Genomic DNA, 16,802 nt, shown 5'->3' with positions numbered 1-16,802 from the left:
CTCGCCTAGGCTCGGTGTGCCCGTCATCCGACATTGATTTTGGGGGTCGCCGCGATGGGCCATCCATGGCCCAGCGCGGCTAAACCGGCGTCCTGCCGGTTTACTCCCAAAATCAATATCGGATGACGGCCAGCGTGGTTCAACGGGGCGCTAAGATCAAAATCACAAGCAAAGCGAGGCGGCCTGACAGCCGACCTGATCGTCGAATCGTGCGCGTACCCCTGTGGGAGCGGGCTTGCTCGCGATGGTCGTTAACGATGACGTTGGATATCTGACACTTTGCGGGGCTCTTACTGACGCCATCGCGGGCAAGCCCGCTCCCACAGGTAGGCAGCTTTGCTTTTGCTGTTGATCTGGCTTTTGATCTTAGGCGCCCCGTTAAACCACGATGGCCGCAGGCAGGTATTGCGCAGTGGGCACCCCGGCAGGATGCCGGGGTAGCCGCGACACGGCCATGGATGGCCGATCGCGGCGGGCCCACGGAGCAATGCCTGGCTGCGGGCATGCCGAGCCTAGGCGAGGCACCGAGTGGTGGGGCAAGAGCGTTTTGCTTACTTTTGCGCTGTTCAAAAGTGAGCCGCCGTAAGGGCGGAACCCATGGCCGCCGTTACCGCAGCAATGGATATGCCCCCTACATCAGCCCAAAACCCAGAGCCCAGAAGTATCAGAGAGTTGTGTAGATACTCATGGCTATCGCAGGCAAGCCAGCTCCCACATTTGAAGGGGTTAACACTTCAAATAGGTGGGAGCGGGCTTGCCCGCGATAGCGGTCGCACAGACACCGCCGATCACAAGCCTGCTAACATGCGCGGCAAACACCCCTGCCGTGACGACGCCAGCCGATGCCCATCGCTCCAAGCTCTGCCAACAAGCCTCACTTGAACGCTGTGCTCACGCACTTCAACGACCTGATCGTGCCGCTCTGGCAGGGTCCGGGCTGGAATGCCGAGTTGGCGTTGCCCTATGAGGCGCTGGATGCCGATCACCGCCCCTTGCCCCCACAGCGCTACCGCGCCATGGCCTGTGCGCGACAGTTGTACGTGTTTGCCAGCCTGATCGGCGAGCTGGGCCAGGACTTTGCCGAAGAACGTGCCGCGGCGTTGTTTCGCTCGCTGCAACGGCACTTCCATGACGCCGAGCACGGTGGCTGGTTCTACAGCATCGACCCCCACGGCAAGCCGCTGGACAAGCGCAAAGACCTGTATACCCACGCGTTTATCATCTTCGCCTGCGCCCATTACTGGGCCAAGGTCCGTGAGCCGCTGGTGGAATCGGTGCTCAATGCCGCCCTGGAAGTGGTTGCCGAACGCTTTGCCACGGGCGACGGCCTGTATGAGGCGGTAGTGGAGCGTAACTGGTCATCCCTCAATTCCGGCCCGCTGCAAAACCCGCTGATGCACCTGGCCGAAGGCTTTCTCGCCACCCTCGCGGCACGTGAAGACGCCGCAGTGCAACAGGCCCTGCTGGCATTGGCGACGGCCATGCAGCAGCGTTTCATCGACCGCCAGCATGGGGTGATGATGGAGAAGCCGCTGGGTGCTGTGGATAACTGGTTCGAACCGGGGCACCAGTTCGAGTGGTTCTTCCTCCTGGAGTCCTCACCCGTATTGCGCGGCACTGCGCTGCATGCCTCGCTGAGCCGGGCATTTGCCTATGCCGAGCAGATGGGTGTGGATAACGTGAGTGGCGCCGTCAGTGGCATGTTGGCCCTGGACGGTACCGTGCGTGACGGCACCCAACGCATCTGGGCCCAGGCCGAGTACCTGCGGGCACTGACTTTGCGTGCGGGTAGCGCAGCGGTGCTGCAGCGCCAATTGCTGGCGTTGCAGCAGCATTTCTTGCATGCCCGGGGCTGGAATGAGTGCCTGGATGCCAAGGGAGAGGTGAGCCGCCGGGATATGCCGTCGACTACGCCCTACCATTTGGCGACGTGCTATCAGGGCCTGATCGAATTTTTCGGCTGATCTTTGCAGCCCTTTTTTCGCAGGCAAGCCAGCTCCCACACTTGACCGAGTTCCATCTTTGGAATGCGGTCGAATGTGGAGCTGGCTTGCCTGCGATAGCCATCGGTATCTACACAATTTTGCCGCAACGCCTAAATCCAGGCAGATAGCGCAATTGTGGCGAGCGGGCTTGTCGGAACGCCGCATCGCCCGCGCTGGGCTGCGAAGCAGCCCCAATAAGCCGAATGCGTTGTACCAGATACACCGCAGCGGCTGGTTTTGGGGCTGCTTCGCAGCCCAGCGCGGGCGATGCGGCGTTCCGACAAGCCCGCTAGCCACAGGGAAGTTCGTCAGTTTCTGAAAGTTGTGTAGATACCTATGCAGCGATAGCCTCACCGCGGTCTAACTGACTATCAGGCAATCCACTTGCGATCGCCGGTAAAGCTGATGGTCAACCAACGCGCCTTGTCCGCCGCGCCCAGCCCTGTGGATATCTCTTCACGCAGCTCATCGAGCGTTGCGACTTTATCCACCGGGTAGTCAGCCGGCAGCACCACATGAATCTCGATAAACCGCGCCCGCCCGTGTTTCTGCACGTAGGACACGTAGTCCTCGAAACCATGCCGGGCCTGGGCCGCGTCCATCACTTCGCGCACCTTGTCGTCCAACTGGTCCGGGGCAATCCCCAGCACATCGCGCAAGGCCGGGCGCAGGATCTTCAAGGCCGGCGCCAGCATGCTCAGGGCCAGCAGGATCAGGATCATGGGGTCGACATACACCGCCCACTCGCCATAGCCCTGGGACTTGAGCAGCAACGCGGCCAGGAAGCTCACCAGCAAGCCCACCGAGAGCATCGCGTCCACCAGCCAACTGATGTTGTCGAACTGGATCAACGACGATTGCAGCTTGCGGTTGCGGTGGCGCACATAGAAGAAGTACGCGAACTCGACCACGGTAAACACCGCGGCGTAGATGATCACCAGCCCCAACTCGATCTCGCGCCCGCCATTGATAATGCCGAACACCCCGTTGAGAAACGCATAGATGGCGATCAACAGCAGGAAACTGCCCTCGATCAGCAGCACCATGGGCTCCAGGTGCCAGTAGCCGAACTGGAAACGGTCGTTGCTTTTCTTGGCGATCAGCTTGGCCGTGATCAGCATCAGTACCTTGATAAAGGTCGCGATCAGCGAGAAAAAGCCATCGAATAAAATGGATTGGGCGCCTGATATCACACCCGTGACAATCCCGGCGATCGCCACGGCGAACATCAGGATGGTCGATTGTTTGAGCAGTGCCTGCTCACCTCGGTTACTCACATATCCTCCTGTCAAAACCTTTAAACCGCTGGGTGCAGTGGGGTTTTCAGGAGTGGAGTGTACCTTATGCCCTGTTTTGACCGATCTGACGCCTTCGCGGGCACGTCGAATCGTCGCACCGGCGGTGCAATGACCCGACTTGCCCGCGAAACACGCGACGCAGTCTCAAGCCTTACTTGGCCCCACGCTCAATCGCAAACCCAGCCCAGGTCTGGCTCACTGGCATCAGTTCCAGGCGGTTGATGTTCACGTGCGCCGGGGTGTTCATCACCCAGAAGATGGTGTCGGCAATGTCCTGGGGCTGGATCGGCTCGGCGCCGGCGTAGGTGGCGTCGTAACGCGCCTGGTCACCGCCAAAGCGCACCAGGGAGAACTCGCTCTCGCACAGGCCCGGCTCGATGTTGGTCACGCGCACGCCAGTGCCTTGCAGGTCGCAGCGCAGGTTCAGGGAGAACTGTTTGACGAACGCCTTGGAGCCGCCATACACGTGGCTGCCCGGGTACGGGTAGTTGCCGGCGATGGAGCCCAGGTTGATGATCCCGGCACCACGGCCATGGGCGATCAGGCGCGGCAGCAGCAGGCTGGTGGTGGTCAGCAGGCCCTTGATGTTGGTGTCGACCATGGTTTCCCAATCGTCGAGGCTGCATTTGGGCGCCGGGTCAGTGCCCACCGCCAGGCCGGCGTTGTTGATCAGCCCGCGTAGCTTGCTGAACGACGCTGGCAGGTTGGCAATCGCTTCTTCCATGCCCTTGCGGTCACGCACGTCTACTACCAGGCCATGCACCTCGGTCTGCTTGGAAAGCTCCTCGACCAGAGCATTCAAGCGCTCGGCACGCCGGCCGGTGAGCACCAGTTTCCAGCCGGCCTCAGCGAAGCGACGGGCACAGGCTTCGCCGAAACCTGAGGTTGCGCCAGTAATAAACAGCGTGTTGGACATGGTGTTCTCCTTGCAGGCATCGAGAAAAAAATCAGCCAGCAGAATGCCCTTACGCCGCCGTCGCGGCAACCGCTATGCACATAATCCCACGCACACCTGGTCACTTTTTAACCATGCCACGTAAAGCCTTGTGAACCGTGGCTTACAGCCATGTGCGCGCAGGTTATCCACAGCTGCGCCCACAGTCTTTGGGGGCAACTGCAAAACCCTCCAGGCCGCTATGTACAAGGCTTTCAGCGCGATTCAAAAAGTTTTTTGCTTGACCTTGGACCCGCCCTATGTAGGCCTGTGCAAAGCAACGCGCCGAGGGACATGGCTCCAGGCCAGTAAATCCGGCCCCTACCAAGGTCTTTCCAGAGTTTAACCACAGACTTATCCACAGGCTCTGGCATCATCTTTCGGTCATATACCTGTGTCTATGAACAGGTTGACAAATCCTGTGCAAGCCCACGAAAAAGCCGCTGATCAAAAAACACTCACCACGCTGCAGGCCACGTAAATAGAGGCTTGCAGCCAGCTACTCCCATGTTACCCACAGCCGGTTCCACAGTGGATGGGGACAAGTCATTTGTGTGACAAAACAGGGATTTGCGGCGGCTATATGTCGCGCTTTGGCAGGTGTGTGGATTTGTTTTCCACAATTTGCCGGTGTGCTTGAGAACACCCTAAAACACTGTGGGAGCGGGCTTGCTCGCGATAGCGGTGTGTCAGCCGAATAAGAGGTCAACTGACACACCGCTATCGCGAGCAAGCCCGCTCCCACAGGGGTCTTGCGTACAGCTTGTGATTATCTAGTGCCCGCCGAGGTAGGCGTTGCGCACTTCCTCGTTCACCAGCAGCTCTTTGCCGCTGCCTGTGAGGCGAATCTCGCCGTTGACCATCACATACGCCCGGTCAGACAGGCGCAGCGCGTGGTTGGCGTTCTGCTCCACCAAAAAGATGGTCATCCCGGTGGCGGCCAACTCACGCAGTGTGGCAAAAATCTGCTTCACCACGATCGGTGCCAACCCCAGGCTCGGTTCATCGAGCAGCAGCAGCTTGGGCCGGCTCATCAGCGCCCGGGCGATGGCGAGCATTTGCTGCTCGCCACCGGACATGGTCATTGCGCGCTGGTTGCGCCGCTCCTTGAGCCGTGGAAACAGCTCGAACATGCGTTGCATATCTTCGCTGGCGTGCTTGTCACCAATCGGGATGGTGCCCATCAGCAGGTTTTCCTCGACGGTCATGTCGGGGAACACCCGCCGCCCTTCCGGGGACTGGGCGATGCCGTTGGAGGCGATGTAGTGGGACGACTTGTGGGTAATGTCCACGCCCTGATACAGGATCTGCCCGGACTCGGCGCGCGGCTGGCCGAAGATCGACATCAGCAGCGTGGACTTGCCCGCGCCATTGGAGCCGATCAGGCTCACCGTCTCGCCTTCGTCGATGTGCAGCGAGACCTTCTTCAAGGCCTGGATCGGGCCATAGAACACGTCCAGGTCCTTCATTTCGAGGATAGGCGTCGTCATACCAACTCCTCTTCATCGGCGCCCAGGTAGGCCGCGATCACTTTCGGGTCGTTGCGGATCGCTTCCGGCCCCCCCTCGGCGATGACGTTGCCGTGGTCCAGCACCACAATGTGGTCGGAAATACTCATCACCATGCCCATGTCGTGCTCGATCAGTACCACTGTGAGGTCGTGTTCGTCGCGCAGCAGGCGAATCATCGCGCTGAGGGCTTCGGTTTCCTGGGGGTTGAGGCCCGCAGCCGGTTCGTCCAGGCAGATGATCTGCGGCCGGGTGCACATGGCCCGGGCGATTTCCAGGCGGCGCTGCTGGCCGTAGGAGAGCTCGCCAGCCAGGCGGTTGGCGCAGTCCACCAGGTCCACCACTTCCAACCAGTAGAAGGCGTGGTCCAGCGCATCGCTTTCGGCCTTGCGGTAGCCCTTGGTGTTGAGGATGCCCGCCAGCATGTTGCGGTTGACCCACATGTGCTGGGCCACCAGCAGGTTTTCCACCACAGACATTTCCTTGAACAGGCGAATGTTCTGGAACGTGCGGGCCAGGCCGGCGCGGTTCACCAGGTGGGTGCCGCCGAACATCTTGTAGTACACCCGGCTGAAAAAGCTCTTGGGCGAAACGAAGTCGGTAGGTTTGAAGCGCTCGCCGAGCAACTGGATCACGTTGGTCTGCTTGCCGCGTATGTTGAGTTCGATCTTGCCGCCGCTGGCCGTATAAAACCCGGTCAGGCAGTTGAACACCGTGGTCTTGCCGGCGCCGTTGGGGCCGATCAGGGCGAAGATCGAGTTGCGCTCGACCTTGAGGCTTACATCGCTCAAGGCCTTGATGCCACCGAAGTGCATCATCAGGTGTTCCACGTTGAGAACGACTTCCTTGCTCATGGCGCCACCCCTTTGCGTGGTGTCACACCGGTACGGCTGATCCGGATCAGGCCCCGTGGCCGCCAGATCATCATCACCACCATCAACACGCCGAACAGCAGTACGCGGTACTCGGAGAAGCTGCGCAGCAGTTCAGGTGCCACGGTGAGCACAAACGCGGCAATTACCACGCCCACCGTCGAGCCCATGCCGCCCAGCACCACAATCGCAAGGATCAACGCCGATTCGAAGAAGGTAAACGACGAGGGGTTGACGAAGCCCTGGTAGCTGGCAAAAAACACACCGGCCAGGCCAGCAGTGGACGCACCAATGGTGAACGCCGAAAGCTTCACCAGCACGTGGTTCAAGCCCATGGAGCGGCAGGCGATCTCATCTTCACGCAAGGCTTCCCAGGCGCGGCCCACCGGCATGCGAGTCAGGCGGTGCTTGATGTACAACACCAGCAATACCACCAGAAACAGCACGATGTAGATGAACAGGAATTTCACGTTGGGGTTGTAGGCAATGCCGAAGAACTCATGGAACGGCACCCCGCCTTCCTTGGCCCGCCGGCCGAATTCCAGGCCGAGGAACGTCGGCGATGGCACCGGCATGCCGTTCGGCCCACCGGTAAACGACAGCCAGTTATTGAGCACCAGGCGGATGATTTCACCAAAACCCAGGGTCACGATGGCCAGGTAGTCACCGTGCATTCGTAACACCGGGAACCCCAGAATACATCCGGCCAACGCCGCCGCGATGGCCGCCAGTGGCAGCACCGTCCAGAAGCCCAGCCCGAGGTATTGATAACCCAGGGCCAGGCCATAGGCGCCGATGGCGTAGAACGCCACGTAACCCAGGTCGAGCAGCCCGGCCAGGCCGACCACGATGTTCAGGCCCAGGCCCAGCAACACGTAGATCAGCCCGAGGATCACCACGGTCAGCAGGTACTTGTTGGCGAAAAACGGAAAGACGATGGCGATCACGATCAGCGCCGGGATGATCCAGCGCAGCCGCGACTTGTAGTCCGGCGCCAGCACATGCACGCCGGAGCCCGAGTTTTCAAAACCCTGGAGAATTTTCAAGCCCTTGGGGGTTTGCAGGAACAGGCTCATGACCAGGCGCCCGGCCATCACAATGGCCACCAGCAAGCCCACGCGGGCGGGCTCCAGGTTGAAGCTGTAGCCGTCCAGGACCACGCCGACGATGGGCCCGAACACGATCAGGGAAATCAGCCCGGCGAGGACTGCATCGACCACACTTTTCTTGATATCGATAGATTTGGCTGCAGACATGTTTACACCTTCGCCACGAGTGGGCGACCAAGCAGGCCCTGGGGACGGAAAATCAGAATCACCACCAGCAGGGAGAAACTGAACACGTCTTTGTAGTCAGAGTTGATCAACCCCGAGAACAGCGACTCGGAAATCCCCAGGATGATCCCGCCCAGCATCGCCCCAGGCAGGGAGCCGATGCCGCCGAGTACCGCTGCGGTAAATGCCTTGATGCCAATGATGAAGCCGGCATAGAAGTCGAACGTGCCGTAGTTCAGGGTGATCAGCACACCGGCCAGGGCCGCCATGGCCGCACCGATGACAAACACGTAGGAGATCACGCGGTCGGTGTTGATCCCCAGGATCGAGGCCATCTTGCGGTCTTGCTGCGTCGCGCGGCACATGCGGCCGAGCTTGGTGTACTTGATGATGTAGGTCAGCAGCGCCATGCCGGCAAAGGCCGCGACCAGGATAAACACCTTGGTGTAGGTCAACTGCACGAACCCGGTGCCGATATCGACGCGCCAGGCGCCGGCCAGCAGGGTCGGAATGCCTTGTTGCTTGGCGCCCTGGGCGATCTGCGCGTAGTTCTGCAGGATCAGCGAGATCCCGATGGCACTGATCAGCGGGGCCAGGCGGGTGGAGTTGCGCAACGGTTTGTAGGCGACACGCTCGATGACCCAGCCGTAGACGCCGGTGACGACGACGGTGAATATCAGGGTGCCGAGTATGAGCAGCGGGAAGGATTCAAGACCAAAGTACGCCAGCAGTGCCAGACTGATCGCCGCGAGGTAAGCGGAAATCATATAAACCTCGCCGTGGGCGAAGTTGATCATGCCAATGATGCCATAGACCATTGTGTAGCCGATGGCGATCAGGCCATAGACCGACCCGAGGGTCAGGCCGTTGACCAGTTGCTGCAGGAAAATACCATCCATAACGCAATCTCACGCGGTGAGAACCTGCACACCATCAGGTGTGCGGCCCTTCTGGAGGAAAAGACAGATTGGGTGCCGGGCACCATGGCCCGGGCAACCTCGATCCAATGTGGGAGCTGGCTTGCCGGCGATAGCGGTTTCACATTCAACACAGGTGCTGGCTGTCAGTCCGTCATCGCGGGCAAGCCCGGCTCCCACAAGGGGTCGGTGGTGGCTGGTTGATTACTTCTGCTTTTCCAACTGGTGGTATTTGCCGTCCTTGTCCCACTGGTACACCACGTAGTCGGAGACCTTCAGGTCGCCCTTGGTATCCCACTCTTTCTTGCCCATCACGGTTTGCACCGGATTGGCCTTGAGCCACTTGGCCGCGTCTTCACCCTTGTTGGACTTGGCACCATTGAAACCGGCCGCCAGGGCCTGGATCGAAGCGTAGGCGTACAGGGTGTAGCCTTCAGGCTCGGTGCCGTTTTTGCGGAACTCTTCCACCACCGCCTTGCTGTCTGGCAGCAGGCGCGGGTCGGCGCCGAAGGTCATGTAGACGCCATCGACGTACTGCGCACCACCGGCGGTCGCCACCAGTTCATCGGTCACTACACCATCGTCGGACATGAACTTGACGTCCTTGAGGCCCGCTTCACGGATCTGGCGCACCAGAGGGCCGGCTTCCGGGTGCAGACCGCCGAAGTACACGACGTCGGCGCCCTTGCTGCGGATCTTGGTGACCAGGGCGCTGAAGTCTTTCTCGCCACGGGTCAGGCCTTCCTCTATCACCGGCTTGACGCCGCGCTTGGTCAACTGGGCTGCGGTGGCATCGGCCAGGCCTTTGCCGTAGGTGTCCTTGTCGTTGATAACGGCGACTTTCTTGCCCTTGAGCACGTCGACAATGTAGTCACCGGCCACGATGCCCTGCTGGTCGTCACGCCCGCACATACGGAACATGGCGCCCAGGCCACGCTCGGTGACTTGTGGGTTGGTGGAGCCTGGAGTGATGGCGATGATGCCCGCTTCGTCGTAAACCTCGGAGGCTGGAATGGTGTTCGAGGAGCAGAAGTGTCCGACCACGCCGATCACTTTGTCCTGGTCAGCCAGGCGGTTGGCCACGGCCACGGCCTGCTTGGGCTCGCACGCATCGTCACCGGCCACCAGCTTGATCTGCTCGCCGTTGATCCCGCCGGCCTTGTTGATAACGTCAGCTGCCGCCTGGGCACCTTTCATGTACTGCTCACCGAAGGCAGCGTTGGCACCGGTCATCGGCCCCGCCACGCCAATCTTCACATCAGCTTGAACAAACGTAGAAACACCCAGCGCGGCAGCTACCGCGAGGGCCAGGAAACCTTTCTTGTAAAACGTCTGGGACATGAGTGGTGCTCCGAGTTTTTTGTTGAATGGGCACTGCAATTTCACTTCAAACTTTCACTTGAAACCTTCACTGGAAAGCTGAGAGCAAGCAGCGTGCCATTGCGTTTTTTTATTTCAGAAAGACACGGTGTCATTGTTATTACAGGTGTTTCGGTGCCTTTTTGGCGGGACGTGCAACCCTCTAGATCACAGAGGTGCAACCAAGGCGAAAAAAAGGTAAAACCCGCTCGATGAACTGATGTCAGCCAGCCATCAAGCGCGCCTTAGAGCATCTGTAACCATGTGCGTAACGGAAGTGCACATTTACAGTGCGTCACTGCTACGACTCGCACCAATACAGATTAGTAGCCGGCTAAGAAAATGCCGGCTTCTGAAGGGTATTTCGCTGATCAGATGACAATTCGCAGGCATTGGCCGGCGTGGTACAGCGAAAACCCCGCCTCGTACAGGCAACTGCGCAGGCCTACACCGGCCAGCGGCTGCATCGGCGCAAACGGAATCGGCAGGGCCTGGGGATCCTGGTGGCACAAATAGTCGGCAAATGCCTTGCCGACCACGCTGCCTGTGGTCACGCCACGCCCGTTGTAGCCAGTGACCGCCACCAAGCCGGGCGCTGGCTCGAAAAGCCGCATCAAATGGTCTGGGGTAAAGGCGATGCAGCCGGTCCAGGTGTATTCCCAGTCCACCGCCTTGAGGAACGGGAAGTAGTGCTGCTGCACGCGGTCAGCCCAGGCCTTGAGGAACCACACAGGTTTCTGGTTGCCATTGCCCAGGCTGCCGAGCAACAAACGCCCCTCGGCATCGCGGCGGATGCTGCTCAGCACTTGGCGTGTGTCCCAGGAACCCTGGCCGCCCGGCAGGATTTGTTGCGCAGCGTCATCACTCAATGGCGCCGAAGCCACCTGGTAGTAATAGCCAGGGAAAAAATTGCGCCGCAGCTCGGTCCACTCGCCTTCGGTGTAGGCATTGGAGGCGATCACCACTTGTGCAGCCTGCACCGCGCCCTGGGCAGTTTGCACAGACCAGTGCTGGCCCTGACGCTCCAGTTGCGTCACCGGGGAATGGTCGAACAGCTGCCCGCCCAGGCCCACCGCCGCATTGGCCAGGCCACTGGTGTAGGCCATCGGGTTCAAGGTGCCGGCGCGCCGGTCGAGCAAGGCGGCAGCGATCTTCTTGGTGCCGGTGGCCTGCTCACACGCAGCACCGGTCAATAACTCCACCGGCGCGCCACGGCGCTTCCATTGTTCCTCGCGGCTGCGCAGGTCGGCTTCGCCACGGGCGTTGTGCGCCATGTGCAATGTGCCCTCGCGGCGCAGCTGGCAATCAATTCTGTACTTGTCGATCAGGCTGAACACCAGGGACGGCGCCGCACCGAGCATGCGGTTGAGCTGGCTGCCCACCGCCGTGCCGAAACCGGCCTCGATGTCGTCCGGAGGGATCCACATCCCGGCGTTGACCAGGCCCACGTTACGCCCCGAACCGCCATGGCCGGTGCGATGGGCCTCCAGCACGCAGACACTTTTGCCTTGCTCCAGCAGATGGATGGCCGCCGATAAACCGGTGATACCGGCGCCAATCACACACACATCCACCTTGACCTCGCCCGTGAGCGCGGCGCGATCTGGCCGGCCAGGGGTCAGTTGTTCCCACAAACACGCTTCGCGTAATGGCATTGCCAGACTCCGGGATGAGACCTAACAAACAATTGTTGAACTGCAAACCCGATCAACTGTGGGAGCTGGCTTGCCTGCGATAGCGGTATTGGATTCGCCATCGCCATCGCAGGCAAGCCAACTCCCACATTGACCGCATTTCGGCTGGCTCAGTCGAAGGTAATGCCCTGGGCCAGCGGCAATTCCAGCGAATAGTTCACGGTATTGGTCTGCCGACGCATGTACCCGCGCCACGCATCCGAACCCGATTCACGCCCGCCACCGGTTTCTTTTTCACCGCCAAACGCGCCGCCGATCTCCGCACCGCTGGGGCCGATATTGACGTTGGCGATCCCGCAATCACTGCCTATCGCCGACATGAACTGCTCGGCCTCGCGCACATCGGTGGTAAAGATGCACGACGACAAGCCCTGTGGCACAGCGTTGTTCAGGCGCAGCGCCTCGCTGAAGTCCTTGTAGCCGACCACATACAGGATCGGCGCGAACGTTTCGTTGCACACCACATCGCTCTGCTCGGGCATTTCCACAATGGCCGGCGACACGTAGTACGCGTCAGGGAACTGCTCCTGCAACTGGCGCTTGCCGCCAAACACCTTGCCACCTTCGCTCAGGGCCTGCTCCAACGCGTCCTGCATGTTTTCAAAGCTATGTTTGTCGATCAGCGGGCCGACCAGGTTGCCTTGCAGCGGGTGGCCGATGCGCACCTTGGAATAGGCGGCCTTGAGGCGCGTGACGATTTCTTCCTTGACCGACTCATGGGCGATCAACCGGCGCAGGCTGGTGCAACGCTGGCCGGCGGTACCCACCGCGCTGAACAGGATGGCGCGCACGGCCATGTCCAGGTCGGCGCTGGGGCCGAGGATCATCGCGTTGTTGCCGCCCAGTTCAAGAATGCTGCGGGCAAACCGCGCGGCGACCTTGGGCGCCACTTCGCGGCCCATGCGCGTGCTGCCGGTGGCGCTGATCAGCGCCACACGTGGGTCGTCCACCAGGGCGGCGCCGGCGTCGCGCCCGCCAATGACCACCTGGCAGAGGTACGGCGGTGCATCGCTGAAGTTTTTCGCCACCCGCTCGAACAGCGCCTGGCAGGCCAGGGCGGTGAGCGGGGTCTTTTCCGAAGGCTTCCAGATCACCGCGTTGCCGCACATCAGCGCCAGCGCAGTGTTCCATGCCCACACCGCCACCGGGAAGTTGAAGGCGCTGATCACGCCGACCACGCCCAGCGGGTGCCAGGTTTCCCGCATATGGTGGCCAGGGCGCTCGGAGGCGATGGTCAACCCGTACAACTGGCGCGACAGACCCACAGCGAAGTCGCAGATGTCGATCATTTCCTGCACTTCCCCCAGGCCTTCCTGGGTGATTTTGCCGGCTTCCCAAGACACCAACTCGCCCAGGTCGGCCTTGTACTCGCGCAGCAGGTCGCCGAACTGGCGCACCAGCTCACCGCGACGGGGTGCCGGTACCTTGCGCCAGGCGTCGAATGCATGCTCGGCGCGACTGACCTGCTGTTCGACCTCGGCGGCCCCTTCCCAGTGCACACTGGCGATGCGGCTGCCATCGATGGGTGAATGCACAGGCTGTTTACCGGCCTGGTACAACGCCGGGTCTACGCCGAGACGATCAAGCAATGCGGCAACCATGGGTCACTCCTTCAATCCACACAAAAATTGCGCCGCGACCAACACGACGATCAGCGCTTATTTGTAGCTGGCCCAGGACTTGCCAACAAACGACCTTTAGGCGAGATATCATTCCGTTTATTCATGCCAAAACAAAAAAGAGGCAGGCCGTGCTCAATAAAAGACATTTACCCTCGATCACCGCCCTGCAGTGCTTCGAGGCCGTGACCCGCCACCTGAGCTTCACCCGCGCCGCCGAGGAACTGAACCTTACACAGAGCGCGGTCAGCAAGCAGGTGGCGCAGCTGGAAGAGTTGCTGCAACACCTGTTGTTTCGCCGGGTGCGCCGCCGCTTGCAAATGACGCCAGCGGGCGATCTGTACCTGGTGGAAGTACGAAAGATCTTGAGCCAGGTGGAGATGTCGACCCACTACCTGCGTTCCTACGGCGGCGAGACCGAAGTACTGCGCGTGTCCACGCCCTACACCTTCGGCGCCCGCTGGCTGGTGCCGCGCCTCAAGGGCTGGCGCCTGCGCCACCCGCAGATTCACCTGGACCTGTGCAACGAGCAGACCCCGGACGAGTTGCTGCAAGGCAAGGCCGACTTGGCGTTTTACTTCGGCGCAGGCTCGCGACCGGGCACCGAGAGCCTCAAGTTGTTCGGCGAAGAGTTGGTGCCGGTGTGCGCTCCCGAGAGCCTGCCGGCCCAGCCGTTACGTGACCCCACGCAACTGAGCGAACTGGTGCTGCTGCAAAACGCCTCGCGCCCCCAGGGCTGGCACGACTGGTTCGCCAGCCTGGGCTACCAGACCGAGCACAGCTACCACGGGCCGCGCTTTGACACCTTCTATATGTGCATCCGCGCCGCCCAGGTGGGCTGTGGCGTGGCGCTTCTGCCACGGTTCCTGGTGGAAGAAGAGCTGGCAGACGGCAAGTTGGTGATCCCCTGGCAACATGCAATGCCCAGCCAGGATGCGTACTACCTGGCGTATCCAGAGCATTCGGCGGAGGTGCCCAAGGTGCGGGATTTTGTGAAGTGGATGATGGAGCAGGTTGTTTAGCCCCTGGAATGCTCCCACATTTGGAATGCATTCTCCTGTGGGAGCTGGCTTGCCTGCGATGACGCCAGAGGCCACGACAAAAAAACCTCTGGCAAAACAACACAGGTCTATGCGCCACTAGCGCCATTCTTGTCTGGAGATTCCCGTTATGAGCGAGAGTGTGTTTGCCGATCGCATCGTGCAGAACCTGCTCGACACCGACTTCTACAAGCTGACCATGATGCAGGCGGTGCTGCACAACTACCCCAATGTGGAAGTTGAATGGGAATTCCGTTGCCGTAACAGCGAAGACCTGCGCCCGTATCTGGCAGAAATCCGTTACCAGATCGAGCGCCTGGCCGAGTTGAGCCTGAGCCCGGATCAACTGGGCTTTCTGGAACGCATCAGCTTCATGAAGCCGGACTTCCTGCGCTTCCTCGGCCTGTTCCGCTTCAACCTGCGCTACGTGCAGACCGGCATCGAGAACGGCGAGTTGTTTATCCGCCTGCGCGGCCCGTGGCTGCACGTGATCCTGTTTGAAGTGCCACTGCTGGCCATCGTCAGCGAAGTGCGCAACCGCTATCGCTACCAGACCATCATCCTGGAGCAGGCGCGCGAGCAGTTGTATCGCAAGTTCGACTGGCTGAGCGCCAACGCCAGCAGCGACGAGCTGGCCGAGTTGCAGGTCGCGGACTTCGGCACGCGCCGGCGCTTCTCCTACCGCGTGCAGGAGGAAGTGGTGAATGTGCTCAAGCACGACTTCCCCGGCCGTTTCGTCGGCACCAGCAACGTACACCTGGCCCGCGAGCTGGACATGAAACCCCTGGGCACCATGGCCCATGAGTGGATCATGGCCCACCAGCAACTGGGCCCGCGGCTGATCGACAGCCAGATCGCCGCACTCGATTGCTGGGTTCGCGAGTACCGTGGCCTGCTGGGTATCGCCCTGACCGATTGCATCACCACCGATGCCTTCCTCAGCGATTTCGATCTGTACTTCGCCAAGCTGTTCGACGGCCTGCGCCACGACTCTGGCGACCCTGTGCAGTGGGCCGAAAAAGCCATCGCCCATTACCATAAGCTGGGCATCGAGCCGATGAGCAAGACCCTGGTGTTCTCCGACAGCCTGACGCTGCCCAAGGCCCTGGAGATTTTCCGCGCGCTGCGTGGACGGATCAATGTCAGCTTTGGCATCGGTACCAACCTGACCTGTGACATTCCAGGTGTGGAACCGATGAGCATCGTGCTTAAAATGACCGCCTGCAATGGCCAGCCCGTGGCGAAGATTTCCGATGAAGCGGGCAAGACCCACTGCACGGATCCGAACTTCGTCGCCTATTTGCGCCACGTTTTCAAAGTACCTGCCATCTCTAGCGAGGAGTGAATCATGCAAGCCGTACAGCGTGAGATTGCCCAACAGCTCAAGGTCCAACCACCGTTCCAGGACCACGCCGCCCTTGAAGCAGAAGTGGCCCGGCGGATCACCTTTATCCAGGACTGCCTGCTCAATTCGGGGCTCAAGACCCTGGTGCTCGGCATCAGCGGCGGTGTCGACTCCCTGACCGCCGGCCTCTTGGCCCAACGCGCGATGAAAGAGCTGCGCGCCCTCAAAGGCGATGACGCTTACCGTTTTATCGCGGTGCGCCTGCCTTACGAGACTCAGTTCGACGAACACGATGCCCAGGCCAGCGTCGACTTTATCAACCCCGACGAGCGCCACACGGTGAATATCGGCGCGGCGGTCAAGGCCCTGGCCAATGAAGTGGCGGCCTTCGAAGGCAAGGCGGCGGTGTCCCGTGACTTTGTGCTGGGCAATACCAAGGCGCGGATGCGCATGGTCGCGCAATACACCATCGCCGGCGCGGCGAGCGGCCTGGTGATCGGTACCGACCATGCGGCGGAAGCGGTAATGGGTTTTTTCACCAAGTTCGGCGATGGCGCCTGCGACCTGGCACCGTTGAGCGGGCTGGTGAAAAACCAGGTACGGGCGATTGCCCGGCACTTTGGTGCGCCTGAGTCGCTGGTGGAGAAGATCCCGACCGCCGACCTGGAAGACCTGTCACCGGGCAAGCCGGATGAAGCGTCCCATGGCGTGACCTATACCGAGATCGATGCATTCCTGCACGGCCAACCGGTGCGTGAAGAGGCGTTCAGGATTATCTGCGAGACCTATCGCAAGACTGAGCACAAGCGGGTGATGCCGTTTGCGCCGTGAGGTGAGCCTGATAGTTGCGTATTGATTGTCAGACCGCTATCGCGGGCAAGCCCGCTCCCACATTTGAATGTATTCACAAATCAAAATGTCGGAGCTGGCTTGCCTGCGATGAACGATAACGCGGTC

The 16,802-nt window shown here is 60.7% G+C and carries 13 protein-coding genes; 4 read left to right on the top strand and 9 right to left on the bottom strand.

Features of this window, described 5'->3' with window-relative positions:
- The first annotated feature begins 842 nt into the window (after positions 1-842).
- Complete coding sequence (locus GDV60_RS03580) at positions 843-1,964, top strand: AGE family epimerase/isomerase (RefSeq protein WP_159906313.1); 1,122 nt, start codon at positions 843-845, stop codon at positions 1,962-1,964.
- Positions 1,965-2,356: 392 nt separating this feature from the next.
- On the opposite strand, the gene GDV60_RS03575 is transcribed toward GDV60_RS03580, so the two are convergent.
- From GDV60_RS03575 to GDV60_RS03535, 9 genes are all read right to left on the bottom strand, one after another.
- Positions 2,357-3,262, bottom strand: coding sequence for a cation diffusion facilitator family transporter (locus GDV60_RS03575; protein WP_029300498.1), 906 nt, complete (start codon positions 3,260-3,262; stop codon positions 2,357-2,359).
- A 172-nt stretch (positions 3,263-3,434) separates the two neighbouring features.
- Entirely contained in the window at positions 3,435-4,199 is a 765-nt protein-coding gene (locus tag GDV60_RS03570) for an SDR family oxidoreductase (protein ID WP_029300500.1), read from the bottom strand.
- 791 nt (positions 4,200-4,990) lie between these two features.
- Positions 4,991-5,707: an ABC transporter ATP-binding protein gene (locus GDV60_RS03565; RefSeq protein WP_029300502.1), complete on the bottom strand. Its 717-nt coding sequence runs from the start codon at positions 5,705-5,707 to the stop codon at positions 4,991-4,993.
- On the bottom strand, positions 5,704-6,579 hold the full coding sequence (locus GDV60_RS03560; protein ID WP_029300504.1) for an ABC transporter ATP-binding protein: 876 nt from the start codon (positions 6,577-6,579) through the stop codon (positions 5,704-5,706). The genes GDV60_RS03565 and GDV60_RS03560 overlap by 4 nt, the downstream gene beginning before the upstream one ends.
- Positions 6,576-7,853: a high-affinity branched-chain amino acid ABC transporter permease LivM gene (livM, locus tag GDV60_RS03555; RefSeq protein ID WP_029300505.1), complete on the bottom strand. Its 1,278-nt coding sequence runs from the start codon at positions 7,851-7,853 to the stop codon at positions 6,576-6,578. The genes GDV60_RS03560 and livM overlap by 4 nt, the downstream gene beginning before the upstream one ends.
- Before the next feature lie 2 nt (positions 7,854-7,855).
- Complete coding sequence (locus GDV60_RS03550; protein WP_029300506.1) at positions 7,856-8,770, bottom strand: branched-chain amino acid ABC transporter permease; 915 nt, start codon at positions 8,768-8,770, stop codon at positions 7,856-7,858.
- A gap of 222 nt (positions 8,771-8,992) precedes the next feature.
- Positions 8,993-10,129 (bottom strand): branched-chain amino acid ABC transporter substrate-binding protein, encoded by a 1,137-nt coding sequence (locus GDV60_RS03545; RefSeq protein WP_159906311.1) that lies wholly within the window; start codon positions 10,127-10,129, stop codon positions 8,993-8,995.
- 389 nt (positions 10,130-10,518) lie between these two features.
- Positions 10,519-11,802 carry an FAD-binding oxidoreductase gene (locus GDV60_RS03540; RefSeq protein WP_092233090.1) on the bottom strand — a complete coding sequence of 428 codons (1,284 nt, stop codon included), beginning with the start codon at positions 11,800-11,802 and terminating at the stop codon, positions 10,519-10,521.
- A gap of 149 nt (positions 11,803-11,951) precedes the next feature.
- On the bottom strand, positions 11,952-13,442 hold the full coding sequence (locus GDV60_RS03535) for an aldehyde dehydrogenase family protein (protein WP_159906309.1): 1,491 nt from the start codon (positions 13,440-13,442) through the stop codon (positions 11,952-11,954).
- A 149-nt stretch (positions 13,443-13,591) separates the two neighbouring features.
- Here GDV60_RS03535 and GDV60_RS03530 point away from each other — a divergent pair, with 149 nt between their 5' ends.
- From GDV60_RS03530 to nadE, 3 genes are all read left to right on the top strand, one after another.
- Complete coding sequence (locus tag GDV60_RS03530; RefSeq protein WP_104911475.1) at positions 13,592-14,482, top strand: LysR family transcriptional regulator; 891 nt, start codon at positions 13,592-13,594, stop codon at positions 14,480-14,482.
- 148 nt (positions 14,483-14,630) lie between these two features.
- Complete coding sequence (pncB, locus tag GDV60_RS03525; protein WP_029300515.1) at positions 14,631-15,845, top strand: nicotinate phosphoribosyltransferase; 1,215 nt, start codon at positions 14,631-14,633, stop codon at positions 15,843-15,845.
- A gap of 3 nt (positions 15,846-15,848) precedes the next feature.
- Positions 15,849-16,676 (top strand): ammonia-dependent NAD(+) synthetase, encoded by an 828-nt coding sequence (nadE, locus tag GDV60_RS03520; protein ID WP_029300518.1) that lies wholly within the window; start codon positions 15,849-15,851, stop codon positions 16,674-16,676.
- Positions 16,677-16,802: the final 126 nt, after the last annotated feature.

The sequence above is a fragment of the Pseudomonas sp. DTU12.1 genome, assembly GCF_009873475.1.
Lineage (GTDB): Bacteria > Pseudomonadota > Gammaproteobacteria > Pseudomonadales > Pseudomonadaceae > Aquipseudomonas > Aquipseudomonas proteolytica.
Note: the sequence above shows the minus strand (reverse complement) of the source record. Positions and strands in the feature narration are given on the sequence as shown.